The following is a 19,246-nucleotide window of genomic DNA, read 5'->3' as shown; positions in this document are numbered from 1 at the left end:
AAGGAGAAACCGTGAGCATCGAAGTCCGTTTCGCCGTGCTGCTCTACCCCCACCCGTCCGAGGGGAAGGGCTGGCTCAGCGACGTGATCTGTAGCGACGGGCCCCACGCGATGTTCGGTGGCAGGCCCTACGACAAGGCCGTGGCCACCACCGACGGCGAGTTGCAGGAGATGTTCAGCTACCTGACGCCGCAGAAGGTCGAGGTCTGGCAGATCCACACCAGCAAGCCGGTCGCCGACGACCTCAAGCTCCTCTCCCCCACCGCCATGTTCCGCCGCCTGGCCGCCCTGGAAGGCGACGGGGTCACCGTCGACCGCCAGATCGTCACCATCCGCTGACCGCGTTGCGGGTGGCCGGGCTGCGGGTCCGGCCACCCGTTCCCCCTGGGAGGAGTTACCGCCATGACCATGCTCACCGCAGCCCTGCACGCCGCCGCGCGCGGCTGGCACGTCTTCCCCCTGCGGCCCGGCGACAAGCGGCCCGCCCTGCACGGCGTGCGGTTCTGCCCGCGCACCGGTCCGTGCGTGGACGGGCACCTTGGGTGGGAGCAGCGCGCCACCACCGACTCCGACGTCGTGCGCCGCTGCTGGGCGGCGGGCGAGTTCAACGTCGGCATCGCCACCGGCCCCAGCGGCCTGGTGGTGGTCGACCTGGACACCCCGAAGTCGCCCGCCGACGTGGCCCCGGACGGCTGGAACCGGGAGGGGGTTCACGACGGGCACGACGTGTTCGCCCTGGTCTGCGAGCAGGCCGGGCAGCCCGTGCCGTGGGAGACCTTCAGCGTCCGCACCACCAGGGGCGGCACCCACCTCTACTACCGGGCACGCGAGGGCGCGCAGCTGCGCAGCACCAAGGGCGAGGAGGGCAACGGCCTGGGCTGGAAGGTCGACACCCGCGCGCACGGCGGCTACGTCGTGGCGCCCGGCAGCAGCACCCCCACCGGCTCCTACACGATCACCGACGACCTGCCCGTGGCCGAACTGCCCACCTGGCTGCACCAGCGCCTGTCCCCCAAGCCCGTGGTGGCCCGCACAGCCGCCCCCCAAAGCGGCTCCAAGCAGCACTCCGCCTACGTGGACTCGGCAATCCGAGGCGAGTGCGACAACGTCGCAGCGGCCCCCTCAGGACGGCACAGCAGCGTGCTCTTCGCCGCCGCCGTCGCCCTCGGCCAACTCGTCGGAGCCCAGGCCCTCCCTGCGGCTACAGCCGAAAACGCCCTCCACGCAGCCGCCATCCACATGATCAACGGCCAGTGCCGCTGCACCGAGCGCGAAGTGCTGCGCACCATCGCCAACGGCCTGCGCGCCGGTGCCTCCCGCCCGCGCACCCTGCCCAAGGCAGGTGCCGCGTGAGCGCGCCGAACCTGACCGCGCTGGTCGGCCCGCCGGGCGCGGGCAAGACCACCCTGCGCAACGCCTACCCCGGTGCGCTGGTGGTCAGCCTGGACGACAACCGCCGTGCCCTGTCCTGGTGCGGCTGCGCCAACAACCAGGACGACCGGCTGCGTGCCTTCGCCGTGCAGCTGGCACACACCACCGCCCACCACGCCCTCACCACAGGTCAGGACGTGTTGTGGGACGCCACCAACGCCCACCGCACCGACCGCGCCGCCCTGCTGCTGCTCACCGCCGAGGTCGGGGCCACCGCCACCGCCCGCCTGGTCCTGCCGCCGCTGGAGACCGTGCTGCACCAGAACCACCAGCGCAGCACCACACCGTGCGCGTGCGGCCACTGCCCGCGCGTGCCCGACCAGGTCGTGCGGGCCATGCACACCTCGATCACCCACGACCTGCCCGCCCTACCCCACGAGGGCTGGGCTCGGGTCCACACCACCGACTGCTGAGCAAGGGACCTCACCGATGTCGACCACCTGCCTTCGACTTCCCGCGATCCAGATCCGCCAGCGCGACCGCTGCATCTACACCGCCGCTGTCGACGGCAAGCGCCTGAGCGAGTTCGCCGCGATCTCCCGCGCACGACGCGACGACAAAGGTCTGTCCGGGTACCAGCGGCCCGAGGTTCTGGCCCACGTGCGCGGCATCCGCCGCTACCTGGAAAGCAGCGGCGCGCTGCTGCCCAACGCGATCGTGGTGGCCTTCGACGACACCGTCGAGTTCGTGCCCTACCTCGTTCCCGGCGACACCCCGGCCTACGCCGTGCCAGGCGAGCTGGTCATCCCCCTCGATTCCACCGCGCCGGAATGGGAACGCCCGGCGTGGATCGTCGACGGCCAGCAACGCACGGCCGCCATCCGCGACGCGCGGGTCCCCGAGTTCCCGGTGGCCATCGTCGGGTTCATCGCCACCGAGGAAGAGCAGCGCTCCCAGTTCATCCTGGTCAACTCGACCAAGACGCTGCCACCGGGACTGATCCACGAACTGCTGCCAGACGCCCCCGGCCGGATGCCCACGCGCCTGGAACGACGACGACCCGCCGCCACGATCATGGCCCGGCTCAACGCCGAGCACGGCCCGTTCCACCGGGCCATCTCCACCCCCACCTCGCCCAACGGGCGGATCAAGGACACCTCGGTACTCAAGATGGTGGAGAACAGCCTGTTCGAGGGCGGGCTCTACCAGTACCGCGACCGCGTCACCGGCGACGTCGACACCGAGCGGGCCGTGAACCACCTGAACCTCTACTGGGCCGCCGTGCGCGAGACCTGGCCCACCGAGTGGGCGTTGCCGCCTCGGCTGTCCCGGCTCACCCACGGCGCGGGCGTGATCGCCCTGGGGTGCGTGATGGACGCGCTCACCGAGACCACCCCCGCAGAGCGGCTCGCCCCCGCCGGGCTGCGAGACCAGCTCGCCGCGCTCCGCCCGCACACCGCGTGGACGAACGGCTCGTGGCGACTGGCCGGGGACGACGTCCGCCACTGGAACGCCATCCAGAACACGGGCCAGGACCTGAGGTCCCTGAGCGAGCACCTGCTGCGCCACCTGCTCACCAACCCGACGAACGCTGCGTGAACGGAACCTCACCATGACCAGCCAGGCCCGCCCGCTGCACGCCGTCCACGACGGCGACCAGGCCGCCCCGGCCACCGCGCCGGAGTGGGAAGCCCCGATGCCCCTGGGCACCAGCCGCGCCGTGCCACCGTTCCCGGTAGACGCGCTGCCCGACTGGATCGCCCGCCACGTCACCGCCGTCGCCGAACTCACCCAGACCCCGCCCGACCTCGCCGCCTGCCTGGCCCTGCTCGCCCTGTCCACCGCCGCCGGTGGCCGTGCCCGCGTGCAGATCCGGCCCGGCTGGGACGAGCCGGTCAACCTCTACTCCGTCACCGTGCTCCCCCCGGCCTCCCGCAAGTCCGCCGTGTTCAAGGCCATGACCAAGCCCATCCGCCTGGTGGAGAAGGAACTGATCGAGGAGGCCAAGGGCGCGATCGCCTCCGCCCGCATCGGGCGCCGCACCGCCGAGGAGTTCGCCGCCCGCGCCGAGAAGGCCGTGCTCTCCGCCGACGCCATCGACCGGGACTCCGCCCTGGAGGCCGCGGTGAACGCCGCGCTGGAGGTGGACGAGACGCTGCCCGTGGTGCCCCGGCTGATCGCCGACGATGCCACCCCCGAGGTCGTGGCCACCCTGCTGGCCGACCACGGCGGGCGCATCGCCGTCCTGAGCGCCGAGGGCGGGCTGTTCGGCACCCTGGCCGGGCGCTACTCCGGCACGCCCAACCTGGACGTGTTCCTCAAGGGCCACGCCGGTGACCTCCACCTGGTCGACCGCCAAGGGCGCGAGGCCACCGCCGTGGAGGAGCCCGCCATCACCCTCGGGCTGACCATCCAGCCGTCCGTGTTGGACGGTCTGGCCCGGCACGAGTCCTTCCGGGGCACCGGATTGCTGGCCCGGATCATGTACTCCCTGCCCGTCAACACCGTCGGCTCCCGCATCGCCCGACCGGCGCCGGTCCCGCCCGAGATCGCCGAGACCTACGACCGCCGCATCCGCGCCCTGGTCCGCGACCTGGCCGAGTGGACCGACCCCGCCGTCATCCCCTTCACCCCCGCCGCCGACGACCTCATGGCCGAGTTGCAGGACGAGATCGAGCCGCGCCTGCACCCGGTCACCGGGTCCTGGGCCCACCTGGGCGACTGGGGCGGCAAGCAGGCCGGGCTCACCGCCAGGCTCTCCGCCCTGCTCCACATCGCCCACAACCACACCGGCTGGGCCGGGGCGATCACCACCGACACCTTCACCAACGCCCGCCGCATCACCGACTACGCCAGCGTCCACGCCCTGGCCGCGTTCGACCGCATGGGTTCGGACCCGGTCGTGGACGACGCCCACGTGGTCCTGGACTGGATCGAGCGCACCAGGCCGACCAGCTTCACCGTGCGGACCCTGTTCACCGCCATGACCCGCGCCCGCTTCCGCAAGGTCGGCGACCTCGCCCCCGCGCTGGAGGTGCTGGAGCAGCACGGGCACATCCACCTCGCGCCCGCCCCGCCCAGGAGCGGGCCCGGCCGCAAGCCCTCCCCGACCTACTACGTCCACCCGACCTACCGGGCGGAGGGAAGGCGGTGATCCCTCCGCAGAATCCGCACAATCCGCAGAATTGCCCGAATCAGACCATCCGCGCAGGTCAGCGACGATGCGAGTTGATCATGGCCGATCTCCGCAGAATCGCCGCAAAACCTCCGCAGAATCCGACCGGCCCGCCGACGCCCCACCCACAGGCCCCGTCCGACGCCCGAGCCCGATCCCGCCCCCGACAGGGGTGCGGACGCGGACTGCCCAGGACCACCCCGAGGGGCTCCGCTGAATTCTGCGGAGGTTTTGCGGCGATTCTGCGGATCTGAGCATGATCAACAGGCAAGCCCGCTACCAGCCAAAACGAGCCTTCCGGCTAATTCTGCGGATTCTGTGGATTCTGCGGAGCCCCAGCGGCCCTTCCGGGGCTCCGCACCTCGGCGAGACCACCCCCAGCCACCCCCTCACGAGGAGACCTCATGAGCGAGCACGAGACCGCCCTTCAGCCCGCCCTCATATCCGTCACCCAGGCAGCCAAGATCCTGGGCATCAGCCGGGCCACCGCCTACCGGTACGCCAGCAAGGGCCTGCTGCCCGTCAAGAGGTACGAGAACAGCGTGTACGTCCTGCACGCCCAGCTCATCGCCTCCCTGACCCCCGACACCACCCCGACCGAGGAGGCCGCGTGAGCAAGCGCAAGAAGCCGAAGCGCCCAGAGGGCAGCATCTACCAGCGCGGCCGGAAGTGGGCCTACTCCTTCGACGGCCCGCCGCACCCGCTGACCGGCGAGCGCCAGAAGATCCGGCAGAGCGGCTTCAGCACCTTCGAGGAGGCTGAGGAGGCGATGGCTGAGGCCCGCGCTGCTGTCAAGGCCGAGACCTACGTCAAGCCCAACCGCGCCACCGTGGCCGACTTCTTCGAGGCGTGGTTCCCCTACGTCCGCACCACCACCGAGCCGACGACCGCGAACAACTACGCCAACCTCGCCCACGCCTATGTGCTCCCGTGGATCGGCAAGCGCCCGATCAAGGACATCACCCCGTCCGTGCTCGCCGCGCTGTACGAGCACCTACTCAACCAGGGGCGCCGCAAGCGGGACACCAACTGGGAGATGTACCAGGTGTGGCTGGACGCCCAGGTGGCCAAGCGGGAGATCCGGCCGCGCGAGATCGCCGACAAGGTCGGGGTGAGCTACGCCGCTGCCCGCAAGGCGGTGCAGCGCTACCTGGCCGGACGGGTGCCCACGCGGACCTTGCCGGGGCTGTCGGCGAAGACGGTGGCCAGCGTGCACATCATGCTCGGCTCGGCCTTCAGCACGGCCGTGGCGTGGAAGTACGTGGGCAGCAACCCGACCAACCACGTGAAAGCGCCCTCGGTCCCACGCCGCAGCCACGCCACCTGGTCACCGCAGGAGATGACCCGCTTCCTGGAGGCCGCCCGCGGCGACCGGTTCTACGCGCTGTGGGTCCTGGCGGCCTCCACCGGGATGCGGCGCTCCGAGCTGTGCGGACTGCGCCGGTCGGCGCTCGACCTGGCGAACGCCACGGTGCGCATGACCGTCACCAGCGTGGTGGCGGGCGGCAAGGCCAGGGACGGCAGCGGCAAGAGCGCCAGGAGCCGCCGTTTGCTCTCCCTGGACAGGTTCACCGTCCAGGTCCTGCGCGTCCACCTCGGACAGGTCGAGCAGGACAGAGCCGACTGGGGCACGGGGTACCGGGACGACGGGCGGGTGTTCTGCTGGGAGAACGGGAGCGCGTTCCACCCGGACACGGTGACCGAGCGGTTCAACCGGCTCGTGGACGCCGCGAAGGTGCCGCGCATCCGACTGCACGACGTGCGCCACAGCTACGCGACGATCGCGCTGCGGTCCGGGGTCCACCCGAAGATCGTGAGCAGCCGACTCGGCCACGCCACGGTGGCGTTCACGCTCGACACCTACTCCGCCGACGTCCCGGACCTCGACCGGCAGGCCGCCGAGGACATCAGTGGTCTATTCCTGCCGCCTGCGGAGGAGGAGGGCTAACAGCCGCTTCGGGCACCATTTCGGGCACCGAACCCCAGTTTCCGGGTGATTCGCGCTGCCCGGAAAATGCAAGATGCCCCTGACCATCACTGGTCAGGGGCATCTGGCGCACTGTGGGCGATACAGGGATCGAACCTGTGACCTCTTCGGTGTGAAATATCGGCAACTAAGCCACTGAGGGTCTTTACCGAGGTCAGAAGGCCCATGCGGGTCCCCCTCGGTTACCCCCGGCCAACCGGGTTGCTGTACTTCTCTGCTGTACCGCACCTTGCCCTAAGGGCTCAGCGGTCAGCCAAACCCGCAGGGAGACTGGCGGACTCGCCCCTCCGGGACGTGAAGCGCCGAACATTACGTCGTTCATACCTCAAAGCAGACCAACGGCCGAGTTGAGCAACGCTCCACACGCCGCGACGACAGGAAGCGTCCCAAGCGTCCCAAGCGTCCCGTCGCAGGTCAGACCTGGGACGCTTCGCCAAGCGGGACGCTTTGAAGCGTCCCAGACAAGTTGGCCGGGACGCTTCAAAGCGTCCCACGATTCAAAGCGTCCCAGGGCTGACCTGCACTGGGACGCTTGGGACGCTTGGGACGGATAGGAGCCCCCTGCACGGCGACGATGCCTGCGTTAGTAGACCAATCGGCGAGTGTGCAAGCCATGGACGCAGTCCTTCAAGCAGTCTCAACCCGCTCAGCCCTCGCTGACCTCTACCCGGTAGAGCAATTCGTAAAGGTGTCCGCCTTTGACCATCACGGTCACTTCGACCGGTCGGTCACCGTAGGTACGAATGGTGCGGAACTGGCGGATCACGGGCACCTCAGCAGGCAAGTCCAGCAGCTCCACTTCCTCAGTGGTGGGCTGACGCGCTGACAGTCGATCCGCGAATTCTCGCTGTGGACAGCCAAGCTCAGCCAGTACCTGAGGCGCACCACCCCGAATCTTGCCTCGCCCAGCGAGCGGAGTTCCTGCCGCAAGATGTGCCGGATAGTAGGAGTACGACAGCTCAACCGGCTCCCCGTCTCGGGTCATGAGCCGTTGCCGCAACACCGCCCGCTCCCCCTCCGTGAGCCCCAGGGCCGTAGCCACATCGGCGGGCGGGACGACCTCGGCGACATCGAGAAGTTGGTAGGCATAGCCCCGAGGGCTGGGGGCGAAGTAGTTGCCCGCCTCCACCACGAACGGCTCACGTTCGCGCACGTAGACACCCTTGCCGGGTTGACTACGCAAGTAGCCCTCGTCCTTGAGTTGCGCCTGCGCCTTTTGAATCGTCGGATTGGCAGCCCCGAAAGTCTCTACGAGCTGCGAGGTAGAGGGCAACCGGGCACCCGGCGCAAGGTCACCGGACATGATCTGCGCGCGCAGCGCGGCGGCTACCTGTTGGTGCAGCGGTCGACTATCGGCCCGTCTGGGCATCGTCGTCACCTCCCACGGTGAACTCGTAGTGCAGGTGCCGCCCTTCGGCGAGCATCGTCATGACGCTAACCTCCACCGGCACTCCAACAGCGGTTTTGGAGGTCCGACGCAGCAGGATCACGGGCATTGGCCTCGCCAGCCCCAGCAGCTCTTGTTCGTCATCGGTCGTTAGACGCGCGGACACATCCTCGGCCACCTGACGCACCTCATGCCCCAACTCCCGCAGCAATGTGGGCGCACCGCCAGAGATCTTCCGTGCCTGCGCCAAGCGCGTACCGCGCGCCAACGCGAGTGGGTAGTAGGAGTCCGTCAGCTCAACTGGGCGCCCGTCCAGCAGCATCACCCGGCGACGAACCACCGCAGTGGCGCCAACCGGCAGATTGAACGCTTCCGCCACCTCCACCGGAGCAATCACCTCGGCCACCTCGCGCAATCGCTGCCCGCCGGACCGCTGGGCACCCGCCGTTGCCTGCGCCCACGCATCCCTCTCCCCCTCCCCCTGTGCCACCACGTACCCCATCGAGTCATCCAACCTGTTTTCGCTGCTCAAGCCGCCTCCTCTCGGTCTGCAGGATGCGATCACCGCTGCCCGACCTGCCTCAACCCTAACCGTAGGGCGATAAAGTCAGCCCAACCCAGAGCTTGCAACTGTTCGCGAAGGGCTATATGGTTCTCGGCATGGCAACCGCTGCAACGGTCGCCACGAAAACAAGAAGCCCCGGCGGTGCTGCAACACCGGCCGGGGCAATGAACCACATCGAGCCTCAGGAGCTTGCGATGTCCTACAAGGATACCCGCACGAAGCAGAACACGGGTTACCCGGACGGTTTGACTCCGGCAGTGATCGCCCTGTTGGAGCAGCAGGTGGACCAGGAACTCACGGTGTCCGAGGAGATCGCCTCGGTGCCGACGGGGGCGTTCGTGGACGGGTCGGCGCGGGAGCGTCGGAACCGTCGCATCGCGGCTCGTGCCGCCGTCGGGATCGTCCCGGCCTACGGTGTGACGCTGCCGCAGGCGCTCGCCGAGGAGGCCCTGCCCAAGGGCCTGGCCTCGGTGCTGACCGGTGACGCCCCCGAGGCGGCCCCCGTCGCGCAGCTGCGGCCCGTCAGCGCCCCGGCTCCTCTTCCCAGGCCGCGTCCGGTGCGGATCGTCGGGCGAGAGGCCGCCGAGATCACCCGGCACGTGGTGCTGTTCGTGCGTCCGACCCGGTCGTGGGCCGAGGTGCAGGTCATGCGCGAGTGCAGGTACGGCTGCAAGCTGCACGTTCGCCGCGAGGGTGAGGGCCTGGTCTACGCCCTGCTGCACTCCGCCACCTACGGCTGCCGTCTTGGGCAGGACGAGGCCACCCGCGTCGTGCCGGTCACCCTGGCCCCGCTGCCGCTCTACCTCGGGCGGGCCGCGTGATGGCCGAGCAGAACACCACGACGCAGGCCGAGGTCGTGTCGGCGGAGCTGTTCAAGCGGCTGGACGCGGCGGGGGCCGAGGCTGCGGCGCAGGTCGCCCGTGGCGACTCGAAGTCGTTCCCGCTGCTGCCGTTCCCCACGACGTTCCTGCTGGGCGCGGTCGCGCTGGTCAAGGGCACGGGCGTTCCACTGGTGGCCGAGATGCTGCTGTGGGCGTCGGCGGGCGCGATGCTGGTCGCGGTCCTGACCCTGCTGGGTGCCATCAGCCCCCGGTTGTCGCGGCGGGCCGGGTGGGGGCTGACCTGCTGGGCGCAGCACGTGGACCGCCCCGCTGACCTGCTGGCCGCGCTGGGCGCGGTGGAGATCTCGCCCGAGGTGCTGGCCGAGGACGTGGCCCGGTTGTCGGAGCGGGCGGTGGCCCGCTACCGCCTGGTGCAGGTGGCGATCACGGCCACGGCCGTGGGCCTGGTGCTGGGCGCCGGGGCGCTGGCCGTGATCGCGGTGGCGGCCTGATGGGCATCCTCGCCGTCCCGGTGGGCTGATGTCATGGCCGGGAAGCGCTTCTCGTGGGTGCTCACCGACTCGGTGCCGTGGGCGACCGGCCCGCAGTACACCCGTGGCACGCACGACGGGCTGCCGCTACTGTCCTACGGCTGCGCCCCCAAGGACAAGCTCGCCACCCGCAGGCAGTTGCGGGCGCTGGACCTCAGGCCCGGCGGTGCGGATCCGGTCGCGGTGCTCTACGTGCGGCACAACGGGTCCGGGCGCGTCAACTTCGCATCGCTCTACCTGATCGAGCGGGCCGTGCCGGTGCGGCCGATGACGCCGGGCCGGTGGACCGCGCTGGCCAAGGCCAACCTCGCCCGGCGGCTGTGCCGCCGCTGCGGGCGGGACCCGCTCTACGTCCTGCCGACCAGCACCCGCCTGTGCTGGCCGTGCTTCGAGATCGAGAACACCGACCAGAGCCAGGAGGCAGCGTGAGCAGGGCCGAGAGTGAGCAGTTCGTGCGGGAGCAGTTCGGCGTGGCGATGGAGGCTTCGCGGCGGAACGACGCAGGCGCGTGCGAGGCCGCGTTGAACTACGCGTTCGCGGAGAGCGGCCTCTCCAAGAAGGAGTTCGGCGAGTTGCTGGACAGGGCGATGGACGCGCAGGACGCCAAGCTGGGCAAGAGGAAGCGGGGCCAGCGGTGAGCGGTGCCGAGGTGGACGAGGCCCTGTCCGAGCTGATCGGCGGCGGCGTGCCGATGCTGGGCTAGGAGTCCGCGCACCGCAGCGACTGCCACCGCCGCACCCGCAAGCTCGCGCAGCTGTGCGCGGACCTGGTCGCGTTCGTGCTCACCCCCGCCGCCGACCTGGCTGTCACCGCCGACTGACCCCGGCTACAGCAAGCCCGCAGATTTCCGGACCGGTGCCCATTCCGCCAAGAAACCGCTGCCGGTTCGGCCCTTCCACCCACCTATGGCGCCCACGCGCCGGAGAGGACCACTTCGCCATGCCCAAGAACCTGGTGCCGCACGCCAACCCCGAGCCGGTGGACGACGAGGGCAACTACTGCATCGAGTGCGGGGGTGACGGCTGCTGGGAGTGCCAGGATCCCGGCATCTAGCCCGTAGGCGGCTGTAGCCGCCGTGCGGCGGGGTGGCGTGACGCTTCCCCGTCGACGTGCCCGCGGTGCTTTCGTCTTCGCCCCGCGGGGCTTTCGTCAGCGCCGGGGCGGCGCCCATTCCGCCAAGAACCGCCGCCGCCCCGGCTTCTTCCACCCGACCCGCGCCCCCGAGGGGCGGGACCAGGAGGACCAGTGTCCCTCACGAGCCTGTTCAAGACCAGTTCCACCACCCACTGCAACGCGCCGGGGAGCAAGCCCGGCAGGCACTGCGGCCGACGACAGCAGCGTGGCCGGTTCGCCAACGGTTCCACCTGCGGGCACCCGCGCTGCCAGGCCTGGTGGTTGGCCACCGGGCCCCGTCAGAAGAAGACCGCGACCGAGGGCAAGAAGGCCGCCTGACCCCGTCCGCCATGCCGCCGACGACCACCTAGGAGCCACCATGTCCGACCTGCCCACCACCGACAGCGTGCTCGCCGCCCTGGGATTCACCACGCGGTCGGGTCCCGGCAACACCGTGGTCATCCGGAACGAGTCCGGAGCGCCCACGGTGACCGAGGACTGGCACCGCGCCCGCCGCGCCCTGGACCGCGCGTCCAAGGACCTGCTCAGGCAGTCCCGGCAGTTGATCGGCTCTGGGCGCGAGGTCCACCAGCAGCACTACGAGCTGACCCAGGCCGCGCTCGCGTTGCAGAGCGCACGCGGGCGCTTGTCTCGCGGCTGACCGCCCCTTCGGCGTGTCCACTCTGAACAGGAAAAGCCATGCACACCAACGGAAACCGCCTTGCCACTGTCCTTGTCGACACCGCCCGCAGTTGCCGCTACGGATGCGGCCTGACCAAGGTGCTGGTTGACCACGGCGCGGGCCGCCGCGTGCGGGTGCACTGCGGCACCGGCCGCGAGGCCTGCCCCGGACGCACTGCCATCCCCGCCCAGCGCCACGCCGGGTTCGTCCACCCGGTCGGCGCACTGGCCGCCTGACCCCGCACCACTGAAGGGAAACCGCATGATCACCGTGTTGTCGTTCGGCTACCTCCACGGCCCCGCCCCCGAGGCGGAACTCACCATCGACACCCGCCGCTTCCTGCGCGACCCGGCCCGCGTGCGTTCGGCCGGACTGCTCGACAGCACCGGGCTGAACCAGGTCGTGCGCGACATGGTCATGAACACCCCCGGCGCCCGCGACGCCGCCACCACAGCGGCGGACTTCACCGCCGCCCTGGTCGAGTCCGGCAAGCCCGCCGTCGTGGCGGTCGGGTGCGCAGGAGGGCGACACCGTTCCGTGGCGCTGGCAGAGGAGATCGCCAAGCAGCTGCGCGAGGTGTGGGACTACCCGGTCACCGTGCGGCACCTGCACATCCATCTGCCGCGCGTGCTGCGCGACACCACGAGCGAGACCCACAGCACCGGCGCCTGAACCACCACGTCGGGCAGACCCATTCCGCCACGAACCGCCCGCCCGGCACCGCCCTTCCACCCGAACCGCGCCCCGAGCAGGGGCGAGAGGAGACCGGCATGGCTCACCAGCGCGACTACGTGGACAGCAGCAGCGGCGACGAGTTCTACCAGGACCGCCCCGGCGGCCCGCTCGTGCTCGTGCGGACCGCCGACGGCACCGCCCCGACCGGCCAGCGCCCCCGCACCTGGGAGTACCTGACCGCCAGCGGGCGGGACCTGCGGCCCGCCTGACCTGCACTGACCCGGCACACCGCCACCGACACCCCAGGAGCGCGCATGGACACGATCAGCATCACCGTCCCCACCACCGGCACCTGCCCCGCCGGTCACCCGGTCTCCTACGACATGCCCACCACTGTCGTGCGGGGCAGCCACGGGACGGCCGTCGCCAACGCCACGTGCCCGGTCCACGGCAAGCCCGTGCGCCTGACCGGCGACTACCGCGCCTGACCTGCACCACCGGACCGGCGGGAGCCCATTCCGCCACGAACCGCGCCCGCCGGTCCGCCCCCTCTTCCACCCGACCCACGCCCCGCCCCGCGCGGGGAGACGGGATCTGCCATGTCCACCTGGTCCACCCTGATCACCACCACCGCGCCCCTGGTCGGCGTGTTCGGCGGTGCCCTGCTCACCAGCACGCTCAAGACCCGCTCCGACCAGGCCGGGCGCGTGCACGACTGGCAGGTCACCGTGGTCGAGGTCTACGGCGACCTCATGCGGGTCCTGGGCGACCACTACATGACCATGTGGGACCTGGAGGCCGCCCGGCTGCGCGGCGACGCCCAGGAGATCGAGACCACGCTCGCGGCCACGCTGGTCACCCGCTCCGCCGTGACCAAGCCCCACGCGCAGCTGCTCGCGCTGTGCCCGCAGCTGGCCGAGCAGATCGAGGGCGCGGTGCAGGGCACCTACCGCATGGACACCGCGATGTACCCCGGCCGCAGCGCCGAGGAGCTGACCCGCCGCAGGCTCGCCGCCAAGGCCGCCAGGGAGAACCTGAGCGCGGCGATGGTCGACCTCATGCGCCGGATCGGCGCCGGTCTGCCCGACCCCAAGCCCCGCAAGCGCATCGGCCGCAGGTCGACCAGCGACGCGGCGGGCCGGTAGCCCATCCGGCCACTACCGCGCCTGAGCTGCACTACCGGACCGGCGGGAGCCCATTCCGCCACGAACCGCGCCCGCCGGTCCGGCCCTCTTCCGCCCGCCCATGCCCCGCCCCGCGCGGGGAGATCGGACCTGTCATGACCATGCCCGTTGCCCTGTCGCTCGCGGCCACCGTCGCCGCCCTGGACGCCGCCGCCCCCGCCGGGGCCGCGCCCGTGTCCGCCTGGCTGCACCACCACGACTTCGTGGTGAGCATCCTGTCCGCCGCGCTCGCCGCGCGCCCCACCGACCCCGACGCCCCCGCGACGCGCGCCGTGCTGGACGCCGCCCGCGACGAGGCCGAGGCGCTGCGGGAGCGGGTGGCCGCGTGAGCGTCCCCCCGCCCGTGATCGGCCTCGGGGCGCTGGTCGCCCTGGTGCTGCTGGTCCTGCTGTGGAAGGTGCTCGCCACCGCCGGGCTGATCGGCCTCGCCCAGTGGGCCGTGATCACGCAGGCCGAGCACCCCGCCGTCGTGGTCCTGGTCCTGGGCGTGCCCGCCCTGGTGACCGCCGCCTTACTGCTCCGACTCGTCACCCGCCCGGCGCTCGCCACCCACCGTCCTCCGAGGAGGCTGCGATGAGCACGACCACCCCCGCCCTGCCCGGCCCCGACGACTCCGACCGGTTCGCCGCCGCCGTGGCCGCCGTGGAACGCTACGTCGCCAGCGAGGCCCCCAACGCCCCGACGCCCCGCCACGGTGACGGAAGCGACCAAGACCGATCCGTCACCGACCCGACCGGAACCCAGGTGGAGCGCCGGGACGGCGCGGACACCCGCCGGGTGCGCGGGCTGCGCGCCGAGGTCGCCGAGGCCCACGCCCTGCTGGCCTTGCAGGACGACCAGGCGCCGCTCTTGGTGGACACCGGCCGCGTGCGGCGCGCGCTCAAGCGCAGCAACGAGGCCGCGCGCCTGCACGCCCTCGGGCAGAACCCGGCGTCGCGGGCGTGGCAGGCCGCGCGCGTGCGCCTGGTGCTCACCGTGGTGGCACTGCTGGCCCTGGTCGGCGCGCTGGCCTGGTCCACCACCGGGGTGCACCACACCCTGTCCGCCGACCTGGTCGAGCACAGCGCGGCCTGGTGGGGCGCGTGGGCGGTCGAACCGGTCATCTCCGCCATCCTGCTGGTGGTCGTGGGCGCGAAAGCGTTCCTGACCACCCGTGGGCTGAGCCTGAACCACCGGCACCTGACCGTGGTCGAGTTCAGCGCGCTGGGGGTGACCCTGACGCTCAACGTCTGGCCCTACCTGCCCTACGTGGCCCAGGGCTTCGAGCCCATGACCCTGCTCGCCCATGCCATCGGCCCCCTAGTCGCGGTCGGCGCGGTCACCGTCCTGCCGATCATCTGGGAGGGCTTCGCCCGACTCGACCACACCACCACCGCCCCCGCCCCGGCGGGCCCGACCGCCCGGCCCGAGACGGCCTCCCCCGAGACCGCCACGGCCCCGCCGCCGCCTGCCCCGGTGATCGTCGACGACGCGCCCGACACCCCGATCGTTCAGGCACGACTGTCCGCGCGGGCGTCCGATCTGCTGCCCCGACTGCACGCCGCCATCAAGGCCGGTGACCTGCCGCCGACCCCGTCCGCCAGCGCCATCCGCGCGTACCTGCGCTGCGGCAGCGAGTACGCCCGCGAACTGCGCAACACCGTCAGCCGACCCGAGACGAGGTGACCGCGTGAACACCGCCCACGACCACGAGCACGACGACGACCGCCCCGACAACGTGGTGCCGCTGCGCCCCGCCGACCGCGCCGCGCACACCGCGCCCGGTGTCGAGCTGGAGCCGGTGGGGGTTGCCGGGGAGCTGCTGTCCCCGGAGGAGTCCGAGGCGCTGGACCGCCGCCTTGCCGCGCAGCGCGTGCGCGCCACGGCGGTGGCGGTGGCGCGGGTGGTGCGCACCGGGGCCACCCACGAGCGCACCCGCCGGGTGGGCCGGGCCGTGGTGCGCACCACCGGGTACGCGGTGGCCGGGGCGCGCATCCGCCGCGCCGAGCGCCGCGCCCGCCGCCTGCACCTCGATCTGGAGCAGGCCATCACCACCCTGCGGGTCAACGCCAAGGGGCCGGAGGACTTCGCCACCCTGCGGGAGTTGGAGGAGACCCTGGAGAAGCGCCGCACCGGCACGGCCGAGCGCGCTCGGGCCCGCCGGATCGAGATCCTGCGCTGCTCCGGCGGGGTCGTGGTGGTCCTGGCCTCCGGGCACGTGGTGCTGCTGGGCATCGCCGCCGTGCAGGCCGTTGTCGGCGCGGGCTCGCTCACCGACCGGTGGCAGGACATCGTGGACTTCTGGACCACCGTGGCCGAGGCGTCCCCGGTCGGCGGCTACTGGTGGGCCTGGGCGCTGGCCGGTGCCGGGACCTGGGCGGCCCGCTCGATCCCGGTCGGCCGGGAGCGGGGCACCCTGCCGATGCGGGCGCTGCGCGACGCGCCCACCCCGGCGGACGGGCGCGACATCATCCCCGATGAGGGCGCGGTGCTGACCGCGCTGCGACACCTGAACGGGCTGCCCGCGCTGCGCGACGCGTTCAAGAAGGGCTGGGGCACCACGGCCGAGGCCCGCTGGGTGCAGCCGCCGCACCGCGACGGCAAGGGGTGGCGGATGCAGCTGCTGCTGCCGCTGGGCGTGCCCGTGGAGGAGATCGTCAAGCGCAAGGGCGTGCTCGCCCACAACCTCGTGCGCGTGCCGGTGGAGGTGTGGCCGTCCGAGCCCAAGGGGCAGGCCGGGGTGCTGGACCTGTGGGTGGCCGACCCCGGCGCCCTGTCCGGCCCGGTGGACCCGTGGCCGCTGCTGGAGGAGGGCACCGCCGACTACTTCGCCGGGGTGCCGATCGGGTTCAACATCCGGGGCGAGCTGGTCACCGGCCGGTTGTCCGAGGCCAACTGGGTGGCCGCCGGGATGATGGGATCGGGCAAGTCCACGCTCATCATCACGCTGCTGGCCGGGGCGATCCTGGACCCGCTGGTCATGGTGGATGTGTTCGTGCTGGCCGAGAACGCCGACTACGACCCGATGGCCCCGCGCCTGCGGGCCCTGCGCACCGGGGCCGGGGAGGAGGTCGTCAAGGCGTGCGTGGACACCCTGAACGACCTGTACGCGGAGCTGGAGGTGCGGGGCAAGGCGCTCAAGGAGCACGGCGAGCGCGCGGTCACCCGCGAACTCGCGGCCAAGGACGAGCGGCTGCGGCCCCGCATCGTGGTCGTGGACGAGTGCCAGGCGCTGTTCATGGACAAGGAGCACGGCGAGGCTGCTGCGGACGTGGCCATCAAGCTGATCTCCGCCGCCCGCAAGTACGCCGTCACCCTGATCTTCGCCACGCCTGAACCGTCCACGACCTCGTTGCCGCGCAAGATGATGGCGGTGGTCAGCTGCAAGTGCTGCTTTGCCATCGGCGACCACACCAGCAACGACGCGGTGCTGGGCACCGGGTCGCACAAGTCCGGTATCACGGCGGTGTCGCTGGAGCCCAAGACGGCCGAGGGGCCGGGCGACGTGGGCACCGCGATGGCGCGCGGGGTGATGGCCAAGCCCGGTCTGCTGCGCTCGTGCTACCTCAGCGGCGACGACGTCGCCGAGGTCACCGAGCGCGCCCTCAAGCTCTACGACGGTCACGCCCCCCTGCCCAGCAGCGACAAGGAGGTCCGGGACCTGCTCGGGGACGTGCTCGGTGTGCTGGATGACCAGCCCGTGACCGCAGCCAAGGTGCTGGCCGCGCTCAAGGCCGCGCACCCGCGCCACCTGCCCTACCAGGAGATGCGCGACCGCATGGTCCTGATCAAGGCGCTGGCCGAGCAGGGCGTCAAGGTGCCCAGCACGGCGGGCGCCTACAACGTCGACCCGAACACGGTGCGTGAACAGATCGTAGTGCGGGGGACCATTTCCGACCTCTCCGAAGAGGGCGCGGACGCTGCCGGTGAGGGCGCTGCGGCCGAGTGAAATCGGCAGTGAAGCAGTGAAATTCTTCACTCGACACCCGAAACCGCTGATCATGGCTCTGAACTGCGGAAAGTGAAGTAGTGAAGGAGTGAAGCGGCCCGGCCTCACGGCCTGATCCACCCCGAAAAGTGCGGGTCGGCCGGACTCCTGGGTCGCTTCACCCCACCCCTGTCGGCACCGCCGATGCCATCGAGGGCGCAGCACGCGCCCCGACCCCGCACACCCACGAACGGACACGCACAGTGACTGGAGTGATGCGTTTCGGCGGAATGGGCGCTGACGGAAGCACCGCGGGCGCTGACGGAAGCACCGCGGGCACGTCGATGGGGAAGCGTCACGACACCCCGTTGACCTGCGGCTGCCCAGCCTGTCCGGCAACGCCGCCTACTCCGCGCGCCTCATGACGCGCGGTGCTGACAAGTGACCAAAACCCCTGCACAGCAAGGGGGCGTGACCACCGACCGGAAGGAAGCCCATGTGCCGTGCCGGAGGGCGCCGCTGCCGAGGCGGCAGTCACCACCGCAGCGCAGCCACGCACCGCAAGCGCGTCAGCAGGGCGCGCCGCAAGCTGCGCGAGGCCAAGAGCAGCGGGGACGCCGCCGCCATCGCCGCAGCTCAAGAACGCCTGGACAACCTCGCCACCCCCGCCGCGCAGGACGAGACCGCAGGTCAGGCGGGGGACGTGACCACCGCGCCCGAGGCGGCCGAACGGCCCGCCGTCTGGTTGTCCCCGCAGGGGGACGTGCTCGCCAGCCAGGGCGAGACCGGGGTGGTGGTCGGTGACCGCCACGAGTCGCTGACCTTCGAGTCCAACGCCCCGACTGTCCACATGAACCAGAACGGGCAGACCCACACCTTCACCGTCGGCGGACGTGCGCACTTCACCTTCGACGCAGATCAGGGCGGGGACGTGACCGGCGGGCCGGGGGTGACGGTGCACAACACCAACGTCGTGAGCGGCAACGCCCGCGTGGGCGCGCAGTACAACGTCCGGTACGGCGACGGGCGCGCCACCAGCAGGACCACCTACTCCACCTCCGACGACCGGCAGGCCGAGCACATCCGGCGCGAGGCCGAGCGCGTGCAGCGCGAGATCGAGCACGCCGTGCAGGCCGCCACGGCTGCCGAGGGCCGGTTCCGCGCCGTCAACACGGCCAGCGGGGACGACATCGTCACGCAGCAGACCGGCGTCACCTTCCATCGGAAAGGCGACCGGTTCAGCACTACCGGAAGCGGTCGTGTGTTCGTCAACGGCAAGCAGGTCAGCTGACACACCTTGCGCAGGTCACAACAGGGACGTGACTTGACGGACACCGGAATCCCAACCACAGCAAGGAGAACGTCATGCCCGAAAGCCCCATCTGCCGCCGCTGCGGAGGTCCCGAAGACCTGCACTGCGAGGACTGCGGCGCCTGCTTCTCCGAGGAGCCCGGCCACACGTACGAGTGCACCTGCGACTACTTCTGACCTGCCCACACCGTCTAGCTCAGGAAGAAAACCCAACCACAGCAAGGAGAACGCCATGCGCAACACCCTCGTCAAGCTCGTGCGGGTTCAGCAGATGCGCTGCTGGTACCCCGGCGTCGTGAGCTGCCTCCAGTGCTACAAGGAGAAGTGTTGCGGGACCTGCGACTGCTGCCGCGACTGCGGCGTGGACCACTCGCGCTGATCCCGGACGGCATCCGCCCGGCGGACACCTTCGCCTGACCCGTTCATCCTGCCCACGCCGGGGACGTGACCGCTCACGTCCCCGGCGTGGGACTCCGCACCGTCAGTTCACAGGAGACGCCATGGACTCCGATATTCGC

Annotated in this window: 27 protein-coding genes; 25 read left to right on the top strand and 2 right to left on the bottom strand. The window is 71.2% G+C overall.

Annotated features, from left to right (window positions below; genetic code table 11):
* Positions 1-11 precede the first annotated feature (11 nt).
* The 7 genes from CNX65_RS10250 (at position 12) to CNX65_RS10220 (ending at position 6,493) form a co-directional block, all read left to right on the top strand.
* Positions 12-338, top strand: a complete 327-nt coding sequence (locus tag CNX65_RS10250; RefSeq protein ID WP_096492564.1) for a hypothetical protein — start codon at positions 12-14, stop codon at positions 336-338.
* Positions 339-401: 63 nt separating this feature from the next.
* Positions 402-1,352 (top strand): bifunctional DNA primase/polymerase, encoded by a 951-nt coding sequence (locus tag CNX65_RS10245; RefSeq protein ID WP_096492563.1) that lies wholly within the window; start codon positions 402-404, stop codon positions 1,350-1,352.
* Positions 1,349-1,843: an ATP-binding protein gene (locus CNX65_RS10240; protein WP_157767575.1), complete on the top strand. Its 495-nt coding sequence runs from the start codon at positions 1,349-1,351 to the stop codon at positions 1,841-1,843. Before CNX65_RS10245 ends, CNX65_RS10240 begins: the two co-directional genes overlap by 4 nt.
* Positions 1,844-1,859: 16 nt before the next feature.
* Positions 1,860-2,969, top strand: coding sequence for a DGQHR domain-containing protein DpdB (gene dbpB / locus CNX65_RS10235; protein WP_096492561.1), 1,110 nt, complete (start codon positions 1,860-1,862; stop codon positions 2,967-2,969).
* A gap of 13 nt (positions 2,970-2,982) precedes the next feature.
* Positions 2,983-4,524, top strand: coding sequence for a YfjI family protein (locus CNX65_RS10230; protein ID WP_096492560.1), 1,542 nt, complete (start codon positions 2,983-2,985; stop codon positions 4,522-4,524).
* Between the two features lie 425 nt (positions 4,525-4,949).
* Positions 4,950-5,159, top strand: coding sequence for a helix-turn-helix domain-containing protein (locus tag CNX65_RS10225; protein WP_096492559.1), 210 nt, complete (start codon positions 4,950-4,952; stop codon positions 5,157-5,159).
* Entirely contained in the window at positions 5,156-6,493 is a 1,338-nt protein-coding gene (locus CNX65_RS10220) for a tyrosine-type recombinase/integrase (protein ID WP_096492558.1), read from the top strand. Before CNX65_RS10225 ends, CNX65_RS10220 begins: the two co-directional genes overlap by 4 nt.
* A gap of 685 nt (positions 6,494-7,178) precedes the next feature.
* Here CNX65_RS10220 and CNX65_RS10215 read toward each other — a convergent pair.
* Together CNX65_RS10215 and CNX65_RS10210 are read right to left on the bottom strand one after the other, a co-directional pair.
* Positions 7,179-7,901 carry a GntR family transcriptional regulator gene (locus CNX65_RS10215; protein WP_096492557.1) on the bottom strand — a complete coding sequence of 241 codons (723 nt, stop codon included), beginning with the start codon at positions 7,899-7,901 and terminating at the stop codon, positions 7,179-7,181.
* Positions 7,882-8,451 carry a GntR family transcriptional regulator gene (locus tag CNX65_RS10210; protein WP_198320454.1) on the bottom strand — a complete coding sequence of 190 codons (570 nt, stop codon included), beginning with the start codon at positions 8,449-8,451 and terminating at the stop codon, positions 7,882-7,884. The genes CNX65_RS10215 and CNX65_RS10210 overlap by 20 nt, the downstream gene beginning before the upstream one ends.
* Before the next feature lie 290 nt (positions 8,452-8,741).
* On the opposite strand from CNX65_RS10210, the gene CNX65_RS10205 reads away from it, so the two are divergent.
* From CNX65_RS10205 to CNX65_RS35240, 18 genes are all read left to right on the top strand, one after another.
* On the top strand, positions 8,742-9,305 hold the full coding sequence (locus tag CNX65_RS10205; protein WP_096492556.1) for a hypothetical protein: 564 nt from the start codon (positions 8,742-8,744) through the stop codon (positions 9,303-9,305).
* Positions 9,305-9,817 (top strand): Pycsar system effector family protein, encoded by a 513-nt coding sequence (locus tag CNX65_RS10200; RefSeq protein ID WP_096492555.1) that lies wholly within the window; start codon positions 9,305-9,307, stop codon positions 9,815-9,817. The genes CNX65_RS10205 and CNX65_RS10200 overlap by 1 nt, the downstream gene beginning before the upstream one ends.
* Positions 9,818-9,850: 33 nt before the next feature.
* Positions 9,851-10,285: an RRQRL motif-containing zinc-binding protein gene (locus tag CNX65_RS10195; RefSeq protein ID WP_198320453.1), complete on the top strand. Its 435-nt coding sequence runs from the start codon at positions 9,851-9,853 to the stop codon at positions 10,283-10,285.
* On the top strand, positions 10,282-10,494 hold the full coding sequence (locus CNX65_RS10190) for a hypothetical protein (protein WP_096492554.1): 213 nt from the start codon (positions 10,282-10,284) through the stop codon (positions 10,492-10,494). The genes CNX65_RS10195 and CNX65_RS10190 overlap by 4 nt, the downstream gene beginning before the upstream one ends.
* 607 nt (positions 10,495-11,101) lie before the next feature.
* The gene (locus CNX65_RS10185; protein WP_096492553.1) at positions 11,102-11,308 is read left to right on the top strand and encodes a hypothetical protein; all 207 of its coding nucleotides are present in this window, start codon (positions 11,102-11,104) and stop codon (positions 11,306-11,308) included.
* A 40-nt stretch (positions 11,309-11,348) separates the two neighbouring features.
* Positions 11,349-11,630 (top strand): hypothetical protein, encoded by a 282-nt coding sequence (locus tag CNX65_RS10180; RefSeq protein WP_096492552.1) that lies wholly within the window; start codon positions 11,349-11,351, stop codon positions 11,628-11,630.
* A gap of 38 nt (positions 11,631-11,668) precedes the next feature.
* Positions 11,669-11,887 carry a hypothetical protein gene (locus tag CNX65_RS10175; RefSeq protein ID WP_096492551.1) on the top strand — a complete coding sequence of 73 codons (219 nt, stop codon included), beginning with the start codon at positions 11,669-11,671 and terminating at the stop codon, positions 11,885-11,887.
* 25 nt (positions 11,888-11,912) lie between these two features.
* Complete coding sequence (locus tag CNX65_RS10170) at positions 11,913-12,323, top strand: RapZ C-terminal domain-containing protein (RefSeq protein WP_096492550.1); 411 nt, start codon at positions 11,913-11,915, stop codon at positions 12,321-12,323.
* Positions 12,324-12,421: 98 nt separating this feature from the next.
* Positions 12,422-12,595 (top strand): hypothetical protein, encoded by a 174-nt coding sequence (locus CNX65_RS36065; RefSeq protein WP_177154646.1) that lies wholly within the window; start codon positions 12,422-12,424, stop codon positions 12,593-12,595.
* Positions 12,596-12,640: 45 nt separating this feature from the next.
* Positions 12,641-12,814 (top strand): hypothetical protein, encoded by a 174-nt coding sequence (locus CNX65_RS35245; RefSeq protein ID WP_157767574.1) that lies wholly within the window; start codon positions 12,641-12,643, stop codon positions 12,812-12,814.
* Positions 12,815-12,925: 111 nt separating this feature from the next.
* Positions 12,926-13,471, top strand: coding sequence for a hypothetical protein (locus tag CNX65_RS10165; RefSeq protein ID WP_096492549.1), 546 nt, complete (start codon positions 12,926-12,928; stop codon positions 13,469-13,471).
* Positions 13,472-13,605: 134 nt separating this feature from the next.
* Positions 13,606-13,839: a hypothetical protein gene (locus tag CNX65_RS10160; RefSeq protein ID WP_096492548.1), complete on the top strand. Its 234-nt coding sequence runs from the start codon at positions 13,606-13,608 to the stop codon at positions 13,837-13,839.
* Positions 13,836-14,087 carry a hypothetical protein gene (locus tag CNX65_RS10155; RefSeq protein WP_096492547.1) on the top strand — a complete coding sequence of 84 codons (252 nt, stop codon included), beginning with the start codon at positions 13,836-13,838 and terminating at the stop codon, positions 14,085-14,087. Before CNX65_RS10160 ends, CNX65_RS10155 begins: the two co-directional genes overlap by 4 nt.
* On the top strand, positions 14,084-15,175 hold the full coding sequence (locus CNX65_RS10150) for a hypothetical protein (RefSeq protein WP_096492546.1): 1,092 nt from the start codon (positions 14,084-14,086) through the stop codon (positions 15,173-15,175). The genes CNX65_RS10155 and CNX65_RS10150 overlap by 4 nt, the downstream gene beginning before the upstream one ends.
* A 4-nt stretch (positions 15,176-15,179) precedes the next feature.
* Positions 15,180-17,438: a P-loop NTPase family protein gene (locus tag CNX65_RS10145; protein WP_232519776.1), complete on the top strand. Its 2,259-nt coding sequence runs from the start codon at positions 15,180-15,182 to the stop codon at positions 17,436-17,438.
* A gap of 475 nt (positions 17,439-17,913) precedes the next feature.
* Positions 17,914-18,708: a hypothetical protein gene (locus CNX65_RS10140; RefSeq protein WP_157767573.1), complete on the top strand. Its 795-nt coding sequence runs from the start codon at positions 17,914-17,916 to the stop codon at positions 18,706-18,708.
* A gap of 74 nt (positions 18,709-18,782) precedes the next feature.
* A complete protein-coding gene (locus tag CNX65_RS37755; protein WP_256374052.1) occupies positions 18,783-18,905 on the top strand; it encodes a hypothetical protein in 123 nt (40 codons plus the stop codon).
* A gap of 55 nt (positions 18,906-18,960) precedes the next feature.
* On the top strand, positions 18,961-19,107 hold the full coding sequence (locus tag CNX65_RS35240) for a hypothetical protein (RefSeq protein WP_157767572.1): 147 nt from the start codon (positions 18,961-18,963) through the stop codon (positions 19,105-19,107).
* The last annotated feature ends 139 nt before the right edge of the window (positions 19,108-19,246 follow it).

The organism is Actinosynnema pretiosum, from assembly GCF_002354875.1.
GTDB classification, from domain to species: Bacteria; Actinomycetota; Actinomycetes; order Mycobacteriales; family Pseudonocardiaceae; genus Actinosynnema; species Actinosynnema auranticum.
Note: the sequence above shows the minus strand (reverse complement) of the source record. Positions and strands in the feature narration are given on the sequence as shown.